Below are 14,403 nucleotides of genomic sequence, written 5' to 3' on the forward strand. Positions count from 1 at the left end.
TCGTTTTCCCGCCTGACTACACTTCTTCAATTCGTTGTTATCCGGAGCCTGGCTACTGATGCCAATCTCGCCACTGTCATCACGCCGCATGACGCCTGCGCTGCGCGTGCATCTCTGTTTTCTGGCGGTCTTTCTCTTTTCACTTTTTCTCACCGTCCATGAAGCGCTGGAATTAAAAAATAACTATCAGCAGCGGCAGCGCGCCCAGCTGTACGAGATCCAGCGCAGCCTCGATAGCCGCTTTCAGGAGAGTCTGGACGAGCTTAATTACTATCAGCGGATGCTCAGCTACGCGCTGACGCACCCGCTGAATGCCGATTATGGTCAGCACGCCCTGCAGCGTTTTCAGCAGTTGCGCCATCAGCCGGTGTGGCAGTTGCAAATCGCTAACCTGCGCAGCATGCCGATTAACGGCGTCAGCGACGAATGGCTGCAGCGTGATGCGCTGCTGCAGCGCGATGATACTTATCTGCTGCCCGAGCTGCGCGCTGCGCTGGAGTTCAGCTTTATCATGCAGTTCAGCGATGAGGCGCAGGACTTTCATTCACGCTTCTGGTACACCTCGCGCGCGGGCTATTACATCAGCTCACGTCCGCCGCGCGACGCGCAGGAGCTGGCACAAAGTTACGCCACCATGACGCAGCGACCCTATTTTCGCGACCAGCAGCCGGGCCGGGCGCCGCAGATGCGATGGCACTGGACCGAAGCCTATCAGGGGGTGTTCAACGAAGGGTTGATGCTGACGGTGAGCGCGCCGGTGATCGCCCATCAGCACTGGTACGGCGTGTTATCGATGGACTTCACCCAGCAGCGAATTAATACATTGCTGCAACAGTCGCGTCACAGCGTGCTGCAGGGCAAGCTGGTGCTCGAAGATCGCGCACTCAACGAGATCACCCGGCTGCCGGCACCGCACGATGTGGCATTAACCCCCGCGCAGCGCGGCCAGCTGATGCAGGCGATGCATCAGCAGCCGGCCGGAACACTGTGGCTGGACAGTCAGCTGGCCAGCTGGGTTAAGTTAAAAAATGTCGATGCCTGGCTAATCAACGTGCAGAGCCTGCGCCAGGGGCTGGCGCAGGAGCTGGGGCGGGTAGCGCTGTTTCTGTTGGGCATGTGGCTGCTGTTCGTGCTGTTACTGGCGCTAGCGCATCAGGTGATTTTCCGCCTGGTGAGGCGACTGGAAGACCTCTCGGCGCGACTGGCCTGGCGCGCTAATTATGACGGCCTGACGCGCCTGCTTAATCGCAGCGCCTTTTTCGACCAGTTTATCGCGCTGGCGCGGCGCTGCGAACAGCAGCAACAGCCGCTGGCGGTGATCCAGCTCGATATCGATCATTTTAAAAAGGTCAATGATAGCTGGGGCCATCACGCGGGTGATCAGGCGCTGATGCGCGTGGCCGGCGTCATCAAACATACGCTGCGCCCTTACGACGTGGCCGGACGCATCGGCGGCGAGGAGTTTTGTATCGTGCTGCCGCACACCACGCTGGCTGAGGCGCAGGGCGTGGCGGAGCGTATCCGCAGCCGGCTGGCGGCCAAAACCATTCTGGTCAACGCCAGCACCACCTTTAGCGTTACGTTGTCGGCAGGTGTCAGCTGCAGTACTGAGCAGGGCAGTTACCATGCAGAAAGTCTGCAGGCGGTAGCGGACCACCGCCTGTATCTGGCGAAAAGCGGCGGTCGCAATCGGGTGTGCGCGGCTGGTTAGACTTTGCCCTCGTTATCCTCTTCTACCGCCTGGTAGATGCGCTGCAGGATATCGGGGAACGCCGACTGCACGCGGCTCCAGCTGGGGATAAACGGTTTCTCGTTTGGCCGCTCGATGAAAGACTGGCCGGCGTCGAGAATCGCCTGAGTGAACATCTCGACCGCCGCTTCTTCAATGTGCTGATCAAACTTCAGTCCGTTCATGGTGGCTTCGTGGTTGTAGATCTCCATCATGTCCAGCGCGTTGCGATAATAGGTGGCCTTAAGCACGCGGAACGAGTCGCTGGTGAGCGGCACGCCCATTGTCGCCAGCTTACGCAGTAGCGACTGCACGATATCGTTACTCATGCGTTTCAGGCCACCGGTGCCATCCTCTTCCGCCAGCGGCTGATGCTTATGGTCATAGTTGTCCGCGATTTCAACCTGGCAGGTCTGCCGCGTGGTGTAATTGCGATAAATCTCTGACAGCACGCCAATCTCCAGCCCCCAGTCGCCAGGGATTTTGATGCCGTTCAGCACGTGGGTGCGCATGGCAAACTCGCCGGACAGCGGATAGCGGAAACTGGTGAGATAGTCGAGATACTCCGAATGGCCGTAGACTTTCTGCAGCGAGCGCAGCAGCGGGCCCACCAGCAGACGCCCGACGCGGCCATTAAGCTTACCGTCCGCAACGCGCGCATAGAAACCTTTGCAGAATTCATACTGAAACGCCGGGTTGGCCAGCGGGTAGAGCAGACGTGCCAGCATGCCGCGCTCATAGGTCACGATGTCGCAGTCATGCAGCGCCACGCACTGCGAGCGGTCGGAGGCCAGTGTGTAGCCGGTGCAGAACCACACGTTGCGCCCCTTGCCGGGCTGGCTGGGCGACAGGCCCTCTTTATCCAGCTCGGCGTCTAATGCTTTCAGCCGCGGGCCATCGTTCCACAAAATGCGGTGGCGCTGCGGCAGGCGCGAGAAAAATTCGCGTGCGAAAAGAAACTGATCGCGATCGGCACGATCGAGGCCAATCACAATCTCCTCCAGATAGGGCACTTTCGCCAGTTCATTGACGATATTATCCAGCGCCGGGCCTTCCAGCTCGGAAAACAGCGAGGGCAGAATCAGCCCCATTTTGCGCTTGCGCGCAAAGCGCACCATCTCTTTTTCCAGCGACTCCACGCTGCGGTGGGTGAGATTATGAAAGTTGGTAATTACGCCGTTCTGGTAAAAATCACTCATCGTCTCATCCTTCTGGTCAGCTGCCGTTATTCAGGTTGGGCAAGAAAGTAATCCAGACCTTCGCGCCAGCCCTCAGGGCCAACGTGTGCGGTGTGGTAAACGTTATGATGATCGCTGCGTTGCAGCACCACCGGGTTTTTACTGAAACCTTTAATCACCACGGCATAATCGACGCGCTCCAGCATCGGCGCATCATTAGGGCCATCGCCCAGACCAATCGTGGTGCGCTTCGAGCCTTCCTGCTGCTGCAACTGCTGCAATAACTGTTCCAGCGCCACGCCTTTACCGCTGCCCGCCGGCATCACGTGCCAGAAACGTCCGCCCTGCGTCAGGGCCAGCTGATGCTGCGCCAGCGCCGCGCGGAAGGCGTCGAGCCGCGTTTCATCATCGCGCCATACGATGACTTCAGACGCATCGCGCAGTCGGCTCTGGCTGGCTTCCGTTAGCGTCAGGCCGGTGAAACGAGCCACTTCTGCGTCGCTAAAGTCATGAAAGCCGGTGAAGCGAAAATCCGCCTGCAGGGTGCTGAGCGTGGCACAGAGCGCAAGATAATCGGCGCCGGGCTCTTCGGCGATCTGCGCTTCCCCGCCAAAGGCGACACGGGCGCCGTTTTCCGCGATAAAGGGCGCACCGGCGATGCCCAGCCGCTTCTGCAGCGGAATAATTTCGGCCGCGGTTTTACTCGAACAAATCACCAGCGGAATCTGTTGCTGCTTAAGACGCGCCAGCCACTCGCTGGCGGCCTGCCAGTTATAGTCATGATGATCGAGCAGCGAACCATCGAGATCGGTCACGATCAGCAGGGAGGAATCTAACGGGATCATCAATACACTCCTTACGCCCAAAGGCATCCGTAAAGCGACGTGTAATCAGTATAATAGCGTAATCACGATCACACTTTTCCTTGCCGCCGGCGCGGTCACTATCCAGGATAATTCTTAAAACACCGCCCGGATACCGAAGCGGTTGCACGTTTTGTGCATGCAGAATGTCAGCCGTAGCGCGATGTTTTCGGTAACAGCAGTGCATGATTATGCAGATTTGTTCGAATTGCGTGCAGAATTGAGACTTGTCTTACTTCAGCTAAGGCGTACTCTGAAGCGGTGTTAAGATTTTCCTGGTGTAACGAATTTATTCTTTTTTCAACCCGGCCAGCGTGCCGGGTCTTTTTTTTGAAATCGATTTCAGCGGTTCACTTCAGTGATGGTGAAATCACGAATATCGAGTTCAAACGCCTCGGCCAGTTCGGTGTAGGAGTCAAACGCTTCGCCATTCACCTTCACGCGGTGCGCATCTTCAGCCTGCATAAACTCCTGCACTTCGCCTGACGTTTTTTTCTGAATCGCTTCCAGCAGCGCGTCCACGTCGATGTTCACTTCGCGCTGCACGTTATCGCTGTACTCTTTTGCTGTGGCCATGACAGCCTCCCGGAGGCAAACGGATTCCTGACAAGTATAGACGGTGACAGCGGGCGAGGGACGTGGACGGGAAACGGGCAAAAAAAAGCCCGCGCTGCGCGGGCAAAAATCCTTGTTACTTTTAGGTTGACTGCCCCTTTGGGGTTGGTGCAGTGCTGACAAGTGTACGAGGGTGCCGCGTCAAAAGTCTTTCCGGGAAACGTTAAGAAAGTGAAAAGCCCGGCTTTGACACTTCTTTACCCGCTGCATTCCCCATTCTGGCGTAAAGCAGCTATGCTTACAGCTGGTTGATTATTATGGTTATCAGGGAGTTAGTATGGATTTAATTCGGATTATTATTGCCATTCTGTTGCCACCGCTGGGCGTATTTTTACAGGTCGGCTTCGGCGGTGCCTTCTGGCTCAACATACTGCTGACGCTGTGTGGTTACATCCCCGGCATCGTGCATGCGGTGTGGGTAATCGCCCGACGCTGATCGCGATCAGGCAGCGCTGACTATCTTCCGTTACACTATGCGCAGGACTGTTTCTGGAGAGAAATCAATGAAGGTCAATGACCGGGTAACGGTAAAAACCGACGGCGGCCCACGTCGCGTCGGTACTGTGCTGGCTGTGGAAGGCTTTAATGAGGGCACCATGTATCTGGTGGCGCTGGAGGATTACCCGCTGGGGATCTGGTTCTTTAATGAGAGCGATCACGCCGAAGGCGTGTTTGTTGAGCCGTATGCGGGGGAAGGGTAGTGTGGTTTTGTGCTAGATTGCCCTCAGGTTGCCCTCACCCTAACCCTCTCCCGCACGCGGGAGAGGGAACCGTTCAGTGCGGATGGTTAAAATAGATTGTTTGCAGGGCGCTAAGTGAAGACGATATTTAATCGCCGCACGGACAGCCCCCTCTCCCGCGAGCGGGAGAGGGATGGGGTGAGGGAAAAATACCGCACCCCACCTCACTCCTCTTAAAACGTCTCCCAGTTATCATTGCCCGCTGCAGCCAGCGTCGGACGTGGAGCGAGCGCAGGGGCTTTCAGCGCCGTCTGTGGCGCAGCAGCCACCAGCGAAGCCGGCGTATCATTCAGGCGGAACACCGCCACCGCCTGCGTCAGTTTACCGGCCTGATCTTCCAGCGAAGCCGCAGCTGAAGAGGCTTCCTCCACCAGCGAGGCGTTCTGCTGCGTCACGTTATCCATCTCGGTCACCGCCAGGCTGACCTGCTGAATACCACGGCTCTGCTCATCAGACGCTGCCGCAATCTCGGCCATAATGTCGGTAACGCGGCGCACCGCTTCGACAATCTCGCCCATGGTGCTGCCGGCTTCACCGACCTGATGCGAGCCGTTACTGATCAAATCCACCGACTCGGCAATCAGCGACTCAATCTCTTTCGCTGCCTGCGCACTGCGCTGCGCCAGATTGCGTACTTCACTGGCGACCACGGCGAAGCCACGGCCCTGTTCGCCGGCGCGTGCGGCTTCTACCGCGGCGTTGAGCGCCAGGATATTGGTCTGGAAGGCGATACTGTTAATGACGTTGGTAATCTCTGCGATTTTCTTCGAGCTGCCGGAGATGTTATTCATGGTTTTCACCACACCGCTCACCAGTTCACCACCGCTGCGCGCTTTGCCAGACGCATCGGCGGCCAGCTGGCTGGCGTGATGGGCGTTTTCGGCGTTCTGCTTCACCGTGGCGGTGAGCTGCTCCATGCTGGCGGCAGTCTGCTCCAGCGCAGAAGCCTGCTGCTCGGTGCGTGATGACAGATCGGTGTTACCTGCGGAGATCTCGCTGGAGCCCTGATAAATCGCCACCGCGCCTTCACGGACGGTGCCGACGGTGCGTACCAGCGACGCCTGCATCAGCTGCAGGTTGTGCAGCAGGCTGCCAATTTCGTTGCGACCATAGGCCTGCTCGGGGGCGGTGAGATCGCCCTGCGCGATGCGCTCAATGCGACCCACCGACAGGCGCAGCGGATTGATCACCACGCGGCGCAGGAACACGAAAGTGAGCAGCACCAGCAGCAGCGCGGCGGCAAAAGCCGCAGCCATCGCGATAAAACCGACGCGCGACTGATGCGCCGCTTCGGCGTTAATCGCTTCGGCGCGCTCGGTGCGGATCTTAATCGCCTTCAGCAGCACGGCATTATAGGCATCATCCAGCTTGCGCGTGACATCGGTCTCCTGCGCGACAATCCCTTCAAAGCTGCCCTGTTTCGCCGACTCGATCATCGGCTTCAGGCCTTTATCAATATAGGCATTGAAGCTGGTGGTGAGCGGACCGTCGAGCGCCAGGTCAGCCGGCGTCTTCATTTTGCGATCCATATAAATTTTGAAGCCCTCGCGCGCCTGCTTAATGCGCGTTTCGGTGCGCGCCAGATCGGCACGATAGCCATCCATTTCACCGATGCGCGCCGCCGCGCCCGACTGCAGTACATTAAGGCGTGCGGTTCGCAGATGGTTTGAGCTGTTAGAAATGCCCATGCGCACCTGAATCTCATCGGTGGCGTCATTGAGGGAATTATTGCTCTGAATCAGAAAGTAGCTGGCGAGTCCAATGCACAGGGCAAAAAGCAGCAGAATGCCACCAAAGATCATGCTGAACAGAGGCATCAGGCGTAGGTTTTGCCAGATGCTGAGCTTATGTTGCTCATCTATCGATGCTGTTTTCATTTCCTTGCTCTCATAGTGGTAAGGGGTTCTGAAAACAAGCATCGGCAGCAGGGGATAAAGGCTTAGCGGGGAAGTGGGATCGCGCTCGCAAAACGCTCAAAAATAATCAAGGCCAGTCGCGGGGACTGGCCTTGACCACAAAGCGTATTATCGTTGGGTGAAATTATCGCACGTTGACATAAATGCCCGAGGTAACATTATCTGTCAGGCGCACCACATGATAAATAACCTGTTTATTGTGGGTTTTAATTTTGCGTTTAATATTGCCTTTATGTGACGAAACAGTTTTCGCTTTGATTTGCATCTTATCCGAAATCTGAATGGTGTCATGACCTGACATCCACATCTTCAGCATATTCGATTCAGTCTGGCTCAATGTCAGTGGATGAATATCCAGCCCGGCAGAAATGCGCGGTGACGCATTGAGTTTCTTTTGCAGGTAGGTGCCCAGCAGGGAGTCCAGCGTCGATGTTTTTATCGATTTTGACGTAATAATCAGGTTCTTACGAACGTAGAGGTATTCCTCAAAATGGATATTCGAGATCGCCATAAAAATAAAGAATAGCGTATCCGGATGCTGCATGATAATAGAACGAATGCGATCGCTGGAATCGGATTCGTGAATAAAGCATTCTTCGTTAATAAATACTACGCCCGGTTTTAATTGCTCACACCGTTGTTGCAATTGTTCGATGTCAGACACGGAAGTAATATTTTTCTTTTTGACTCCTTTTGCCGACATATAGTCTGACAAACCCAGGCGTGTGTAGTTACATGAATCCATAATAATCGTTGGCATTATAGCGACCCTCACCAATTTGTTATCCGTTTAAATCAACGATGAATACGCGTTTGCGGTACGAGAGAGATTTCCAAAGACACTTTTTTATTCTGCTCGGCAGACTGGCGTAATGCATTCCTGCGCCATCTTGACTCGTCCCTGACCAGTTCTGCGAAGTTTATTGTGTTACTTCCACGTCACTCTTGTCCCCGCGATAGTGGGAATCGCCGGGAATTTGGTTTATGTGTTTCTTTCGCTCTGTTTTGAGAGCCCTGTCACTATCGCGCAAGTCACAGACAAATCTGATAGGACAATTCTTAAAAACATTTGAATCGCGAAAGTGTGACGTTTCAGCGAGTGTTGACAATGCCGGAAAAAAGGGATTTAGACAAGAAAAATCGCTGTAATATTTTTTTTGTTTAAAAACAGCCCTTTGAGCATTTTATCAACCGATTCACCGGCTTAACCGGCTTAGGAATCGTCTGACTAAAATACGCGAAGCGCCGTTTAATAAGAATAATTTTCACCATAAATGCGCATTTATCAGAATATCCTCAGTTGATTTCTGAAAAATATGGTTCGAAAAATGCACAGAATGTTTTTGATTACTTAACTATCGTATAAGAAGGTTAACAGTATCGTTAATCAACGGGCAGGGGAAAGTTCTGATACAAACTGCGCGAGTAAATCAAAGACTTCACCGAACAGATGTTCACAGAAAGGTGCAAGCAACGGCATCATCATACCCAGACTCAGGATCCCTACCGTTAAGGTGATTGGGAAGCCGATGGCGAAAACCGACAGCTGAGGTGAAACGCGGTTTAACAAACCTAGTGCCAGGTTTAGCGTGAGGAGCAGAATTATTAAGGGTAGCGCTAACATCATGCCATTAAGGAAAATTAAGCTGGCGGCTTTGGTCAGCGCCATGAAGGCGTTGGCGTTGAGTGGCTGATCGTTAATCGGCAACGTGTGAAAACTGTCCACCAGTAACGAGATCAACCACAGGTGACCGTTGAAGGTCAGGAACAGCAGCATCGCCAGCATGTCGAGAAAACGGGCCAGCAGCGGCATGTTGATCCGGCTGTTCGGGTCGAGCAGGGTGGCAAAAGAGAGACCCATCTGCAGACCAATCATCTCACCGGCCAGCCGCACGGCAGAAAAAGCCAGCTGCATGGTCAGACCAATCCCCACGCCAATCAGCAGCTGCTGCACCAGCATCCAGAAACCGGCCGGAGTAAACAGCGTCACTTCGACCGGCGGCAGCAGCGGCATCAGAATCCAGGTGGTGACTACCGCCAGTCCAATTTTGACCCGTTTTGGAATCGAACGTTCATTCAGTAGCGGCGCGCTGGCAAACAGCGCCAGCAAACGCACCATCGGCCAGAAGAATTGCGCCACCCAGTGCACCAGCTGGCTGCTGTCGAGGGTGACCATTAGCCGATGATGTAAGGCAGGTTGCTGAACAGGGTACGGATGTAGTCCAGCATCAGGTTGAGCATCCACGGTCCGGCCACCACGGCAGTGGCCGCAACGGCAAGAATTTTCGGGATAAACGACAGTGTCTGTTCGTTAATCTGCGTTGCCGCCTGCAGAATACTGATCAGCAAACCGCTCACCATCGCCACCAGCAGCAGCGGAGCGGCCATCATCAGGGCGATACGCATCGCTTCCTGGCCCATTACCATTACCGATTCCGGTGTCATGTTGCGCTCCTGTCGAGAGAAAGGTGAGGGCGGAAAGCCACTCAGGAGTAAAAACTTTGCGCCAGCGATCCCACCAGCAGCTGCCAGCCATCCACCAGCACGAACAGCATCAGCTTAAACGGCAGCGAAATCGTGGCCGGCGGCACCATCATCATTCCCAGCGCCATCAGTACGCTGGCGACCACCAGGTCGATGATCAGAAACGGAATAAAGACGGTGAAACCAATCTGGAAAGCGGTTTTCAGCTCGCTGGTGACATAGGCGGGCAGCAGAATACGCATCGGCACCGCTTCCGGACCCTGAATCGGCGCGCTGTTGGCGAGACGGGCGAACAGGGCCAGGTCGGCTTCACGCGTCTGGCGCAGCATGAACTCACGCAGCGGCTGGGCACCTTTGTCGATCGCCACGTCCATGCTGATTTTGTCCTGGCTGAACGGCAGATAGGCATCGGTGTAAATCTTGTCGAAGGTCGGCGCCATGATAAAGAAAGTCAGAAACAGCGCGAGACCCAGCATCACCTGATTCGGCGGCGCGGACGGCGTGCCCAGTGCGTTACGCAGCAGACCAAACACAATAATGATGCGGGTGAAGCTGGTCATCATCAGCAACACCGCCGGAATAAAGGTCAGCGAGGTAATGAAGACCAGCGTTTGCACCGGCAGCGACCAGCTCTGACCGCCATTGGCCAGCGGCTGGCTGATCAAACCCGGCAGCTGCGCATGGGCAGCCGGTGCCAGCAGCATCAGCAGCGGCAGAAGAGGGAGCAATCGACGCATCATTGGGGTTTTCCGGGACGTTTAACCAGGTTCTGAAACAGCTGACGAAAATCCTGCGGCGCCGCGCTGACGGGCAGGGATGCTTCCGGTGGCAGCGGCGGCAGCGAGTGCAGATGGGTGATCTGCTGAGCGGTGACGCCCAGCACTAAACGCGCATCGGCGGTATCAACAATCACCACCCGCTCCTGACGGCCAACCTGCACGCTGGCGCTGACTTTCAGCGCCTGGCCACTCACCGCTTTCGGCGCAAAGCCGAGGCGTTTCGCCAGCCAGCCGCAGGCCAGAATCAGCAGCACGATCACCGCCAGCACGCTGCTGACTTGCCCAACGACCGAACTGGTGGACACCACCGGCTGGGCGTGAGCGGGCTGAACGGTTTGCGCGTTTTTTAACATGATTAGCGGCTCAGACGACGCATACGTTCGGACGGAGTAATAATGTCGGTGATGCGCACGCCATATTTGTCGTTCACCACCACCACTTCACCCTGGGCGATCAGATAGCCGTTAATCAGGATGTCCAGCGGCTCGCCGGCCAGGCCGTCAAGCGCCACCACCGAACCCTGCGTCAGGCGCAGCAGCTCTTTGATGGTCATCTTGGTACGGCCCAGTTCCACGGTCAGTTTGACCGGGATATCCATGATCAGATCGATGTCCTGCAGCGAGCCGCTGGCGGCGCTGGCCTCAAGCGACTTAAATACGTTATCGCCTGGCTCCGCCGCACTGCTGGTCGCCGCCTGCTCGTTCATCGCTTCAGCCCACAGATCGTCCGCAGAGATATCATCGGACGGTTTTTTGCTGTCACTCATTGGGCTGTTCCTCATTCAGCGAATTCAAAATCGGGTTAATCAGATGTTCTACACGCAGTGCATACTGGCCGTTGAGCGTGCCATACTGGCTCGTCAGTACCGGTACGCCGTCGACGTGGGCAATGATGCGGTCCGGCTTCTCAATGGGCAGGACGTCACCGGGTTTCAGTTGCAAAATACGTGACAGACGCAGCGACGTTTCAGCGAAGTGGGCAATTAGCTCCAGCTCCGAGTGCTGCACCTGTTTCACCAGATTGTCGCGCCAGTGGTTATCTTCCTGACGCGAGTTCTCCAGCGGTGGATTGACCAGCAGCTCGCGCAGCGGCTCAATCATCGAAAACGGAATACAGATATTGAACTCACCCACCAGGTTGCCAATCTCTACCTGGAACGGCGTGTTGACCACGATATCGTTCGGCGAGGTGGTGATGTTGGTGAACTTCACCTGCATTTCAGAACGCACGTATTCCACTTCCAGCGGATAAATGGCTTTCCATGCGTCGCTGTAGCCTTCCAGCGCCAGCTTGAGCATGCGGCGAATCACGCGCTGCTCGGTGTGGGTGAACTCACGGCCTTCCACTTTGGTCGGAAAACGACCGTCGCCGCCAAACAGGTTATCCACGGCGATAAACACCAGGCTCGGCGAGAACACCACCAGCGCAGTCCCCCGCAGCGGCTGCAGGTGAATCAGGTTCAGGTTGGTTGGCACCGGCAGGTTGCGGGCAAACTCATGGTACGGCTGAATCTTGATTGCCCCAACGCTGATATCCGGGCTGCGGCGCAGCAGGTTGAACAGCGCCATACGGAAATGACGGGCAAAACGCTCATTGATGATCTCCAGCGCCTGCAGACGCTCGCGCACCACGCGACGCTGGGTATTGGGATCATAGGGGCGGATATCGCCATCGGCCCCTTTGGAACTGTTCTCTACTTCCGCACTGTCACTGTCGCCATTGAGCAGCGCGTCAATCTCAGCCTGGGAGAGAATGCTATCGCCCATTAAGTCACCTCAAAATGAAGGCGGTAAACAGCACGTCACTGACTACCTGCGCAGGTTGACCTTTTACCAGCGGTGGCGCCAGCACCTGTTTGATCTGTTCAACCAGGGCCTGTTTGCCTTGCTCGGTTGCCAGCGCGCTGGCGCTCTGACGTGAAAGCAGCAGCAGCAAACGGCTGCGCACCTCAGGCAGGTAGTCATTCAGCCGACGACGGGTATCCTCATCCGGCAGACGCAGGGTAAAGCCTACGTACAGCACGCGATCGGGATCGTTGTCGGGATTGACCAGGTTAACCGTAAACGTATCCATTGCAAAAAATACCGGGGCGGGCGGTGGCTCCACTTTGGCAGCCTCCGGCTTGTCACCCTCGTGTTTATTCATCATTCGCCAGACTGCATAGCCTGCCACGCTGCAAGCGGCCAGCGTTACAATCAGTAACACCGGAATTAGTAATGAACGTTTGCGGCCTTTAGCTTTCGCGTTATCAGACATGTTTGCAGTTACTTCCTGTGAATTATGGGCAAGCCTCTCGGCTTACCTGGACAGATTATCCCGCGTCTTAAGTCAAACAATGGGAAGAAAAGACGCGGGTTTTACGCTTACCTTCAGCGTTTAGTCGCTGTCAGGCAAAGATATCGACAGCGCCGTTGCCGGTCGCGCGCGCCTGGAGGGCTGCCGGGACGGCAATAGGCGTTATCTCGTTGTCACTGTCCTGGGAGAGGGTAAAGCTGCCGTACTGGCCGTCGCGACGTCCTTCCTGCTGGCCCTGATAACTCTGGCCCTGTGCGAAGGCGTCGCTGTTGACGTTACTCTGTCCCAGGTTAATGCCGCTCTCCGCCAGCGCCGTACGCAGCTGTGGGAGCGCCGCTTCCAGCGCGGCCCTCACATGGCTGTGGCTGGAAACCATTGTTAACTGTGCCTGATCTTTATCCAGCGTCAGGCTGATCTGTATCGCGCCGAGGTCTTCCGGATGCAGACGTAATTCGGCGTTCTGCTGGCCGTTACGGCTGAACATCACAATCTGCTGGCTCAGCGCCTGCTGCCACTCGTTGCTGCCCAGCTGCGCATTCAGCATCGGCGTGGAAGGCGCGCTGCTGGTGCTGGCCGTGGTGCTGACCAGCGGACTGGTACTGCTCAGCGGGCTGCTGATGGCCGGCGTGCTGCTGTCATGGCTGCTGAGCATCTCGCGCCGCTCTTCCGGTTTGCTCAGCGTGCTCAGCACCTGCTGAAAACTCTCATCCAGCGTCATACCGCTGTTGCTGGCCGGCGTGCCGCTGGCGGCCGCGCTCTGCACCGGGCTATGGCTGACACCGGTCAGGCTGGTCAGCGCATCGCTGCCTTTCGATGGCTGGCCATCCGGCTTCGCCTGTTCCTCTTTCAGCGCACTTTGCAGCGAACTGTTAAGTAACGCAGCGTTTAAGCTGGTGCGCGCCTCACCCCGGGTTTCCAGCGCGGTGCTGTTATCCGCTGGCGGGCTGCTGCGGTTTTCAACCACCGCTGGCAACATGGCAAACAGCGCCTGCACATTCTGTAAGTCGCTGGCAGTTAACGAACTTGCTGCGCGCTTGTCATTATCATCGGCTGATTTCAGTCCGGCTTTAGTGTTTTCCGGCTGTAAAAGTGCGTTTAACGCCTCTGGTTTGTCCAGTGCCTGCAGCAGGGCGCTTAATGACGCTTTTGTGACGTTTTTCGCGTCAATTTCTGCCGCCAGATCAGCGGATTGCGCGCCATTTCCCTGCTGCTTAACCAGTGTCAGCAGGCGGTTGCCCAGCTCGGTAATAAATCCCTGCGGCAGGGTGTCAGCAGCGGACAGAGTGTCCACTGCCGCTGAAGGTTGCGCTTTGCCGGTTTTGGCAAGCTGTGTCAGCAGTGTTGGCAGCGTGTTCATTCGCCTTTCCTCAATGCGGCCCGTTGGGCAAATTCATCCATCCGTTTCTGATCGAGACGGCTTTCCTGTCGTAATGCGTTCTCTTCCGCGCGGGTAATCAGCGTCTGATAGGCATTCAGCTTCTTATGCTTTTCACGCCAGTTGCTCAGCGCCTGTTCCAGCCGCTGGTTCCACTGATTAAGCTGCTGGCGATGCTGTTCGATGGCTTTTTCCAGCGTCTGAATAAACTGGTGATAATTGCTCCAGCGCGTGCTGGCGATGCCGCCGGACATATCCTGATTGAGCTTATTACGGTACTCATTCTGGTAATCGAGCAGCATGCTGAGCTGCTGATCGGCCTGCTGCTGACCGCGACGCATGTCGCCGAGGTGGATCACCGCCTGTTCCAGATCCTGCTCCGCCAGGTCGCGCAGCGTATCAATCGCATTGGCTGTCTTCATCGCGTTA

At 56.1% G+C, this 14,403-nt stretch carries 17 protein-coding genes; 3 read left to right on the forward strand and 14 right to left on the reverse strand.

The genetic code is table 11. The features are described 5' to 3' along the window. The first annotated feature begins 58 nt into the window (after nucleotides 1-58). Nucleotides 59-1,711, forward strand: coding sequence for a cellulose biosynthesis regulator diguanylate cyclase DgcQ (gene dgcQ, locus F3J41_RS14055; RefSeq protein ID WP_166711586.1), 1,653 nt, complete (start codon nucleotides 59-61; stop codon nucleotides 1,709-1,711). Here dgcQ and F3J41_RS14060 read toward each other — a convergent pair. The 3 genes from F3J41_RS14060 to F3J41_RS14070 form a co-directional block, all read right to left on the reverse strand. After that, nucleotides 1,708-2,928: a hypothetical protein gene (locus F3J41_RS14060; protein WP_058757388.1), complete on the reverse strand. Its 1,221-nt coding sequence runs from the start codon at nucleotides 2,926-2,928 to the stop codon at nucleotides 1,708-1,710. The genes dgcQ and F3J41_RS14060 overlap by 4 nt on opposite strands. 26 nt (nucleotides 2,929-2,954) lie before the next feature. After that, on the reverse strand, nucleotides 2,955-3,752 hold the full coding sequence (locus F3J41_RS14065; RefSeq protein WP_166711588.1) for a mannosyl-3-phosphoglycerate phosphatase-related protein: 798 nt from the start codon (nucleotides 3,750-3,752) through the stop codon (nucleotides 2,955-2,957). Nucleotides 3,753-4,112: 360 nt separating this feature from the next. Then, nucleotides 4,113-4,346, reverse strand: a complete 234-nt coding sequence (locus tag F3J41_RS14070; protein ID WP_058757390.1) for a YodD family protein — start codon at nucleotides 4,344-4,346, stop codon at nucleotides 4,113-4,115. A 316-nt stretch (nucleotides 4,347-4,662) separates the two neighbouring features. Between F3J41_RS14070 and F3J41_RS14075 the strand changes: the two genes are divergently transcribed. Further along, nucleotides 4,663-4,821: a YqaE/Pmp3 family membrane protein gene (locus F3J41_RS14075; RefSeq protein ID WP_021509855.1), complete on the forward strand. Its 159-nt coding sequence runs from the start codon at nucleotides 4,663-4,665 to the stop codon at nucleotides 4,819-4,821. 67 nt (nucleotides 4,822-4,888) lie between these two features. After that, nucleotides 4,889-5,086 (forward strand): protein DsrB, encoded by a 198-nt coding sequence (dsrB, locus tag F3J41_RS14080; RefSeq protein ID WP_010618650.1) that lies wholly within the window; start codon nucleotides 4,889-4,891, stop codon nucleotides 5,084-5,086. 212 nt (nucleotides 5,087-5,298) lie between these two features. On the opposite strand, the gene F3J41_RS14085 is transcribed toward dsrB, so the two are convergent. The 11 genes from F3J41_RS14085 to fliJ form a co-directional block, all read right to left on the reverse strand. Then, complete coding sequence (locus F3J41_RS14085; RefSeq protein ID WP_150361648.1) at nucleotides 5,299-7,002, reverse strand: methyl-accepting chemotaxis protein; 1,704 nt, start codon at nucleotides 7,000-7,002, stop codon at nucleotides 5,299-5,301. Nucleotides 7,003-7,165: 163 nt separating this feature from the next. Beyond that, entirely contained in the window at nucleotides 7,166-7,801 is a 636-nt protein-coding gene (gene rcsA / locus F3J41_RS14090) for a transcriptional regulator RcsA (RefSeq protein WP_021509858.1), read from the reverse strand. 627 nt (nucleotides 7,802-8,428) lie between these two features. Beyond that, nucleotides 8,429-9,217, reverse strand: coding sequence for a flagellar biosynthetic protein FliR (gene fliR / locus F3J41_RS14095; protein ID WP_021509859.1), 789 nt, complete (start codon nucleotides 9,215-9,217; stop codon nucleotides 8,429-8,431). Next, on the reverse strand, nucleotides 9,217-9,486 hold the full coding sequence (gene fliQ, locus F3J41_RS14100; protein WP_010618647.1) for a flagellar biosynthesis protein FliQ: 270 nt from the start codon (nucleotides 9,484-9,486) through the stop codon (nucleotides 9,217-9,219). Before fliQ ends, fliR begins: the two co-directional genes overlap by 1 nt. A gap of 41 nt (nucleotides 9,487-9,527) precedes the next feature. Next, nucleotides 9,528-10,262 carry a flagellar type III secretion system pore protein FliP gene (gene fliP / locus F3J41_RS14105; protein WP_031280176.1) on the reverse strand — a complete coding sequence of 245 codons (735 nt, stop codon included), beginning with the start codon at nucleotides 10,260-10,262 and terminating at the stop codon, nucleotides 9,528-9,530. Next, a complete protein-coding gene (gene fliO, locus F3J41_RS14110) occupies nucleotides 10,262-10,657 on the reverse strand; it encodes a flagellar biosynthetic protein FliO (protein ID WP_058757392.1) in 396 nt (131 codons plus the stop codon). The genes fliP and fliO overlap by 1 nt, the downstream gene beginning before the upstream one ends. 2 nt (nucleotides 10,658-10,659) lie before the next feature. Then, nucleotides 10,660-11,070 (reverse strand): flagellar motor switch protein FliN, encoded by a 411-nt coding sequence (fliN, locus tag F3J41_RS14115; RefSeq protein ID WP_021509862.1) that lies wholly within the window; start codon nucleotides 11,068-11,070, stop codon nucleotides 10,660-10,662. Continuing rightward, nucleotides 11,063-12,070, reverse strand: coding sequence for a flagellar motor switch protein FliM (gene fliM, locus F3J41_RS14120; protein WP_021509863.1), 1,008 nt, complete (start codon nucleotides 12,068-12,070; stop codon nucleotides 11,063-11,065). Before fliM ends, fliN begins: the two co-directional genes overlap by 8 nt. A gap of 4 nt (nucleotides 12,071-12,074) precedes the next feature. Next, nucleotides 12,075-12,560 (reverse strand): flagellar basal body-associated protein FliL, encoded by a 486-nt coding sequence (fliL, locus tag F3J41_RS14125; protein WP_021509864.1) that lies wholly within the window; start codon nucleotides 12,558-12,560, stop codon nucleotides 12,075-12,077. A 130-nt stretch (nucleotides 12,561-12,690) separates the two neighbouring features. After that, the gene (locus F3J41_RS14130; RefSeq protein ID WP_166711590.1) at nucleotides 12,691-13,956 is read right to left on the reverse strand and encodes a flagellar hook-length control protein FliK; all 1,266 of its coding nucleotides are present in this window, start codon (nucleotides 13,954-13,956) and stop codon (nucleotides 12,691-12,693) included. Next, the gene (gene fliJ, locus F3J41_RS14135) at nucleotides 13,953-14,396 is read right to left on the reverse strand and encodes a flagellar export protein FliJ (RefSeq protein ID WP_059009614.1); all 444 of its coding nucleotides are present in this window, start codon (nucleotides 14,394-14,396) and stop codon (nucleotides 13,953-13,955) included. The genes F3J41_RS14130 and fliJ overlap by 4 nt, the downstream gene beginning before the upstream one ends. Between the last annotated feature and the right edge of the window lie 7 nt (nucleotides 14,397-14,403).

The sequence above is a fragment of the Pantoea sp. Ap-870 genome, from assembly GCF_011752515.1.
Taxonomy (GTDB): Bacteria; Pseudomonadota; Gammaproteobacteria; order Enterobacterales; family Enterobacteriaceae; genus Pantoea; species Pantoea dispersa.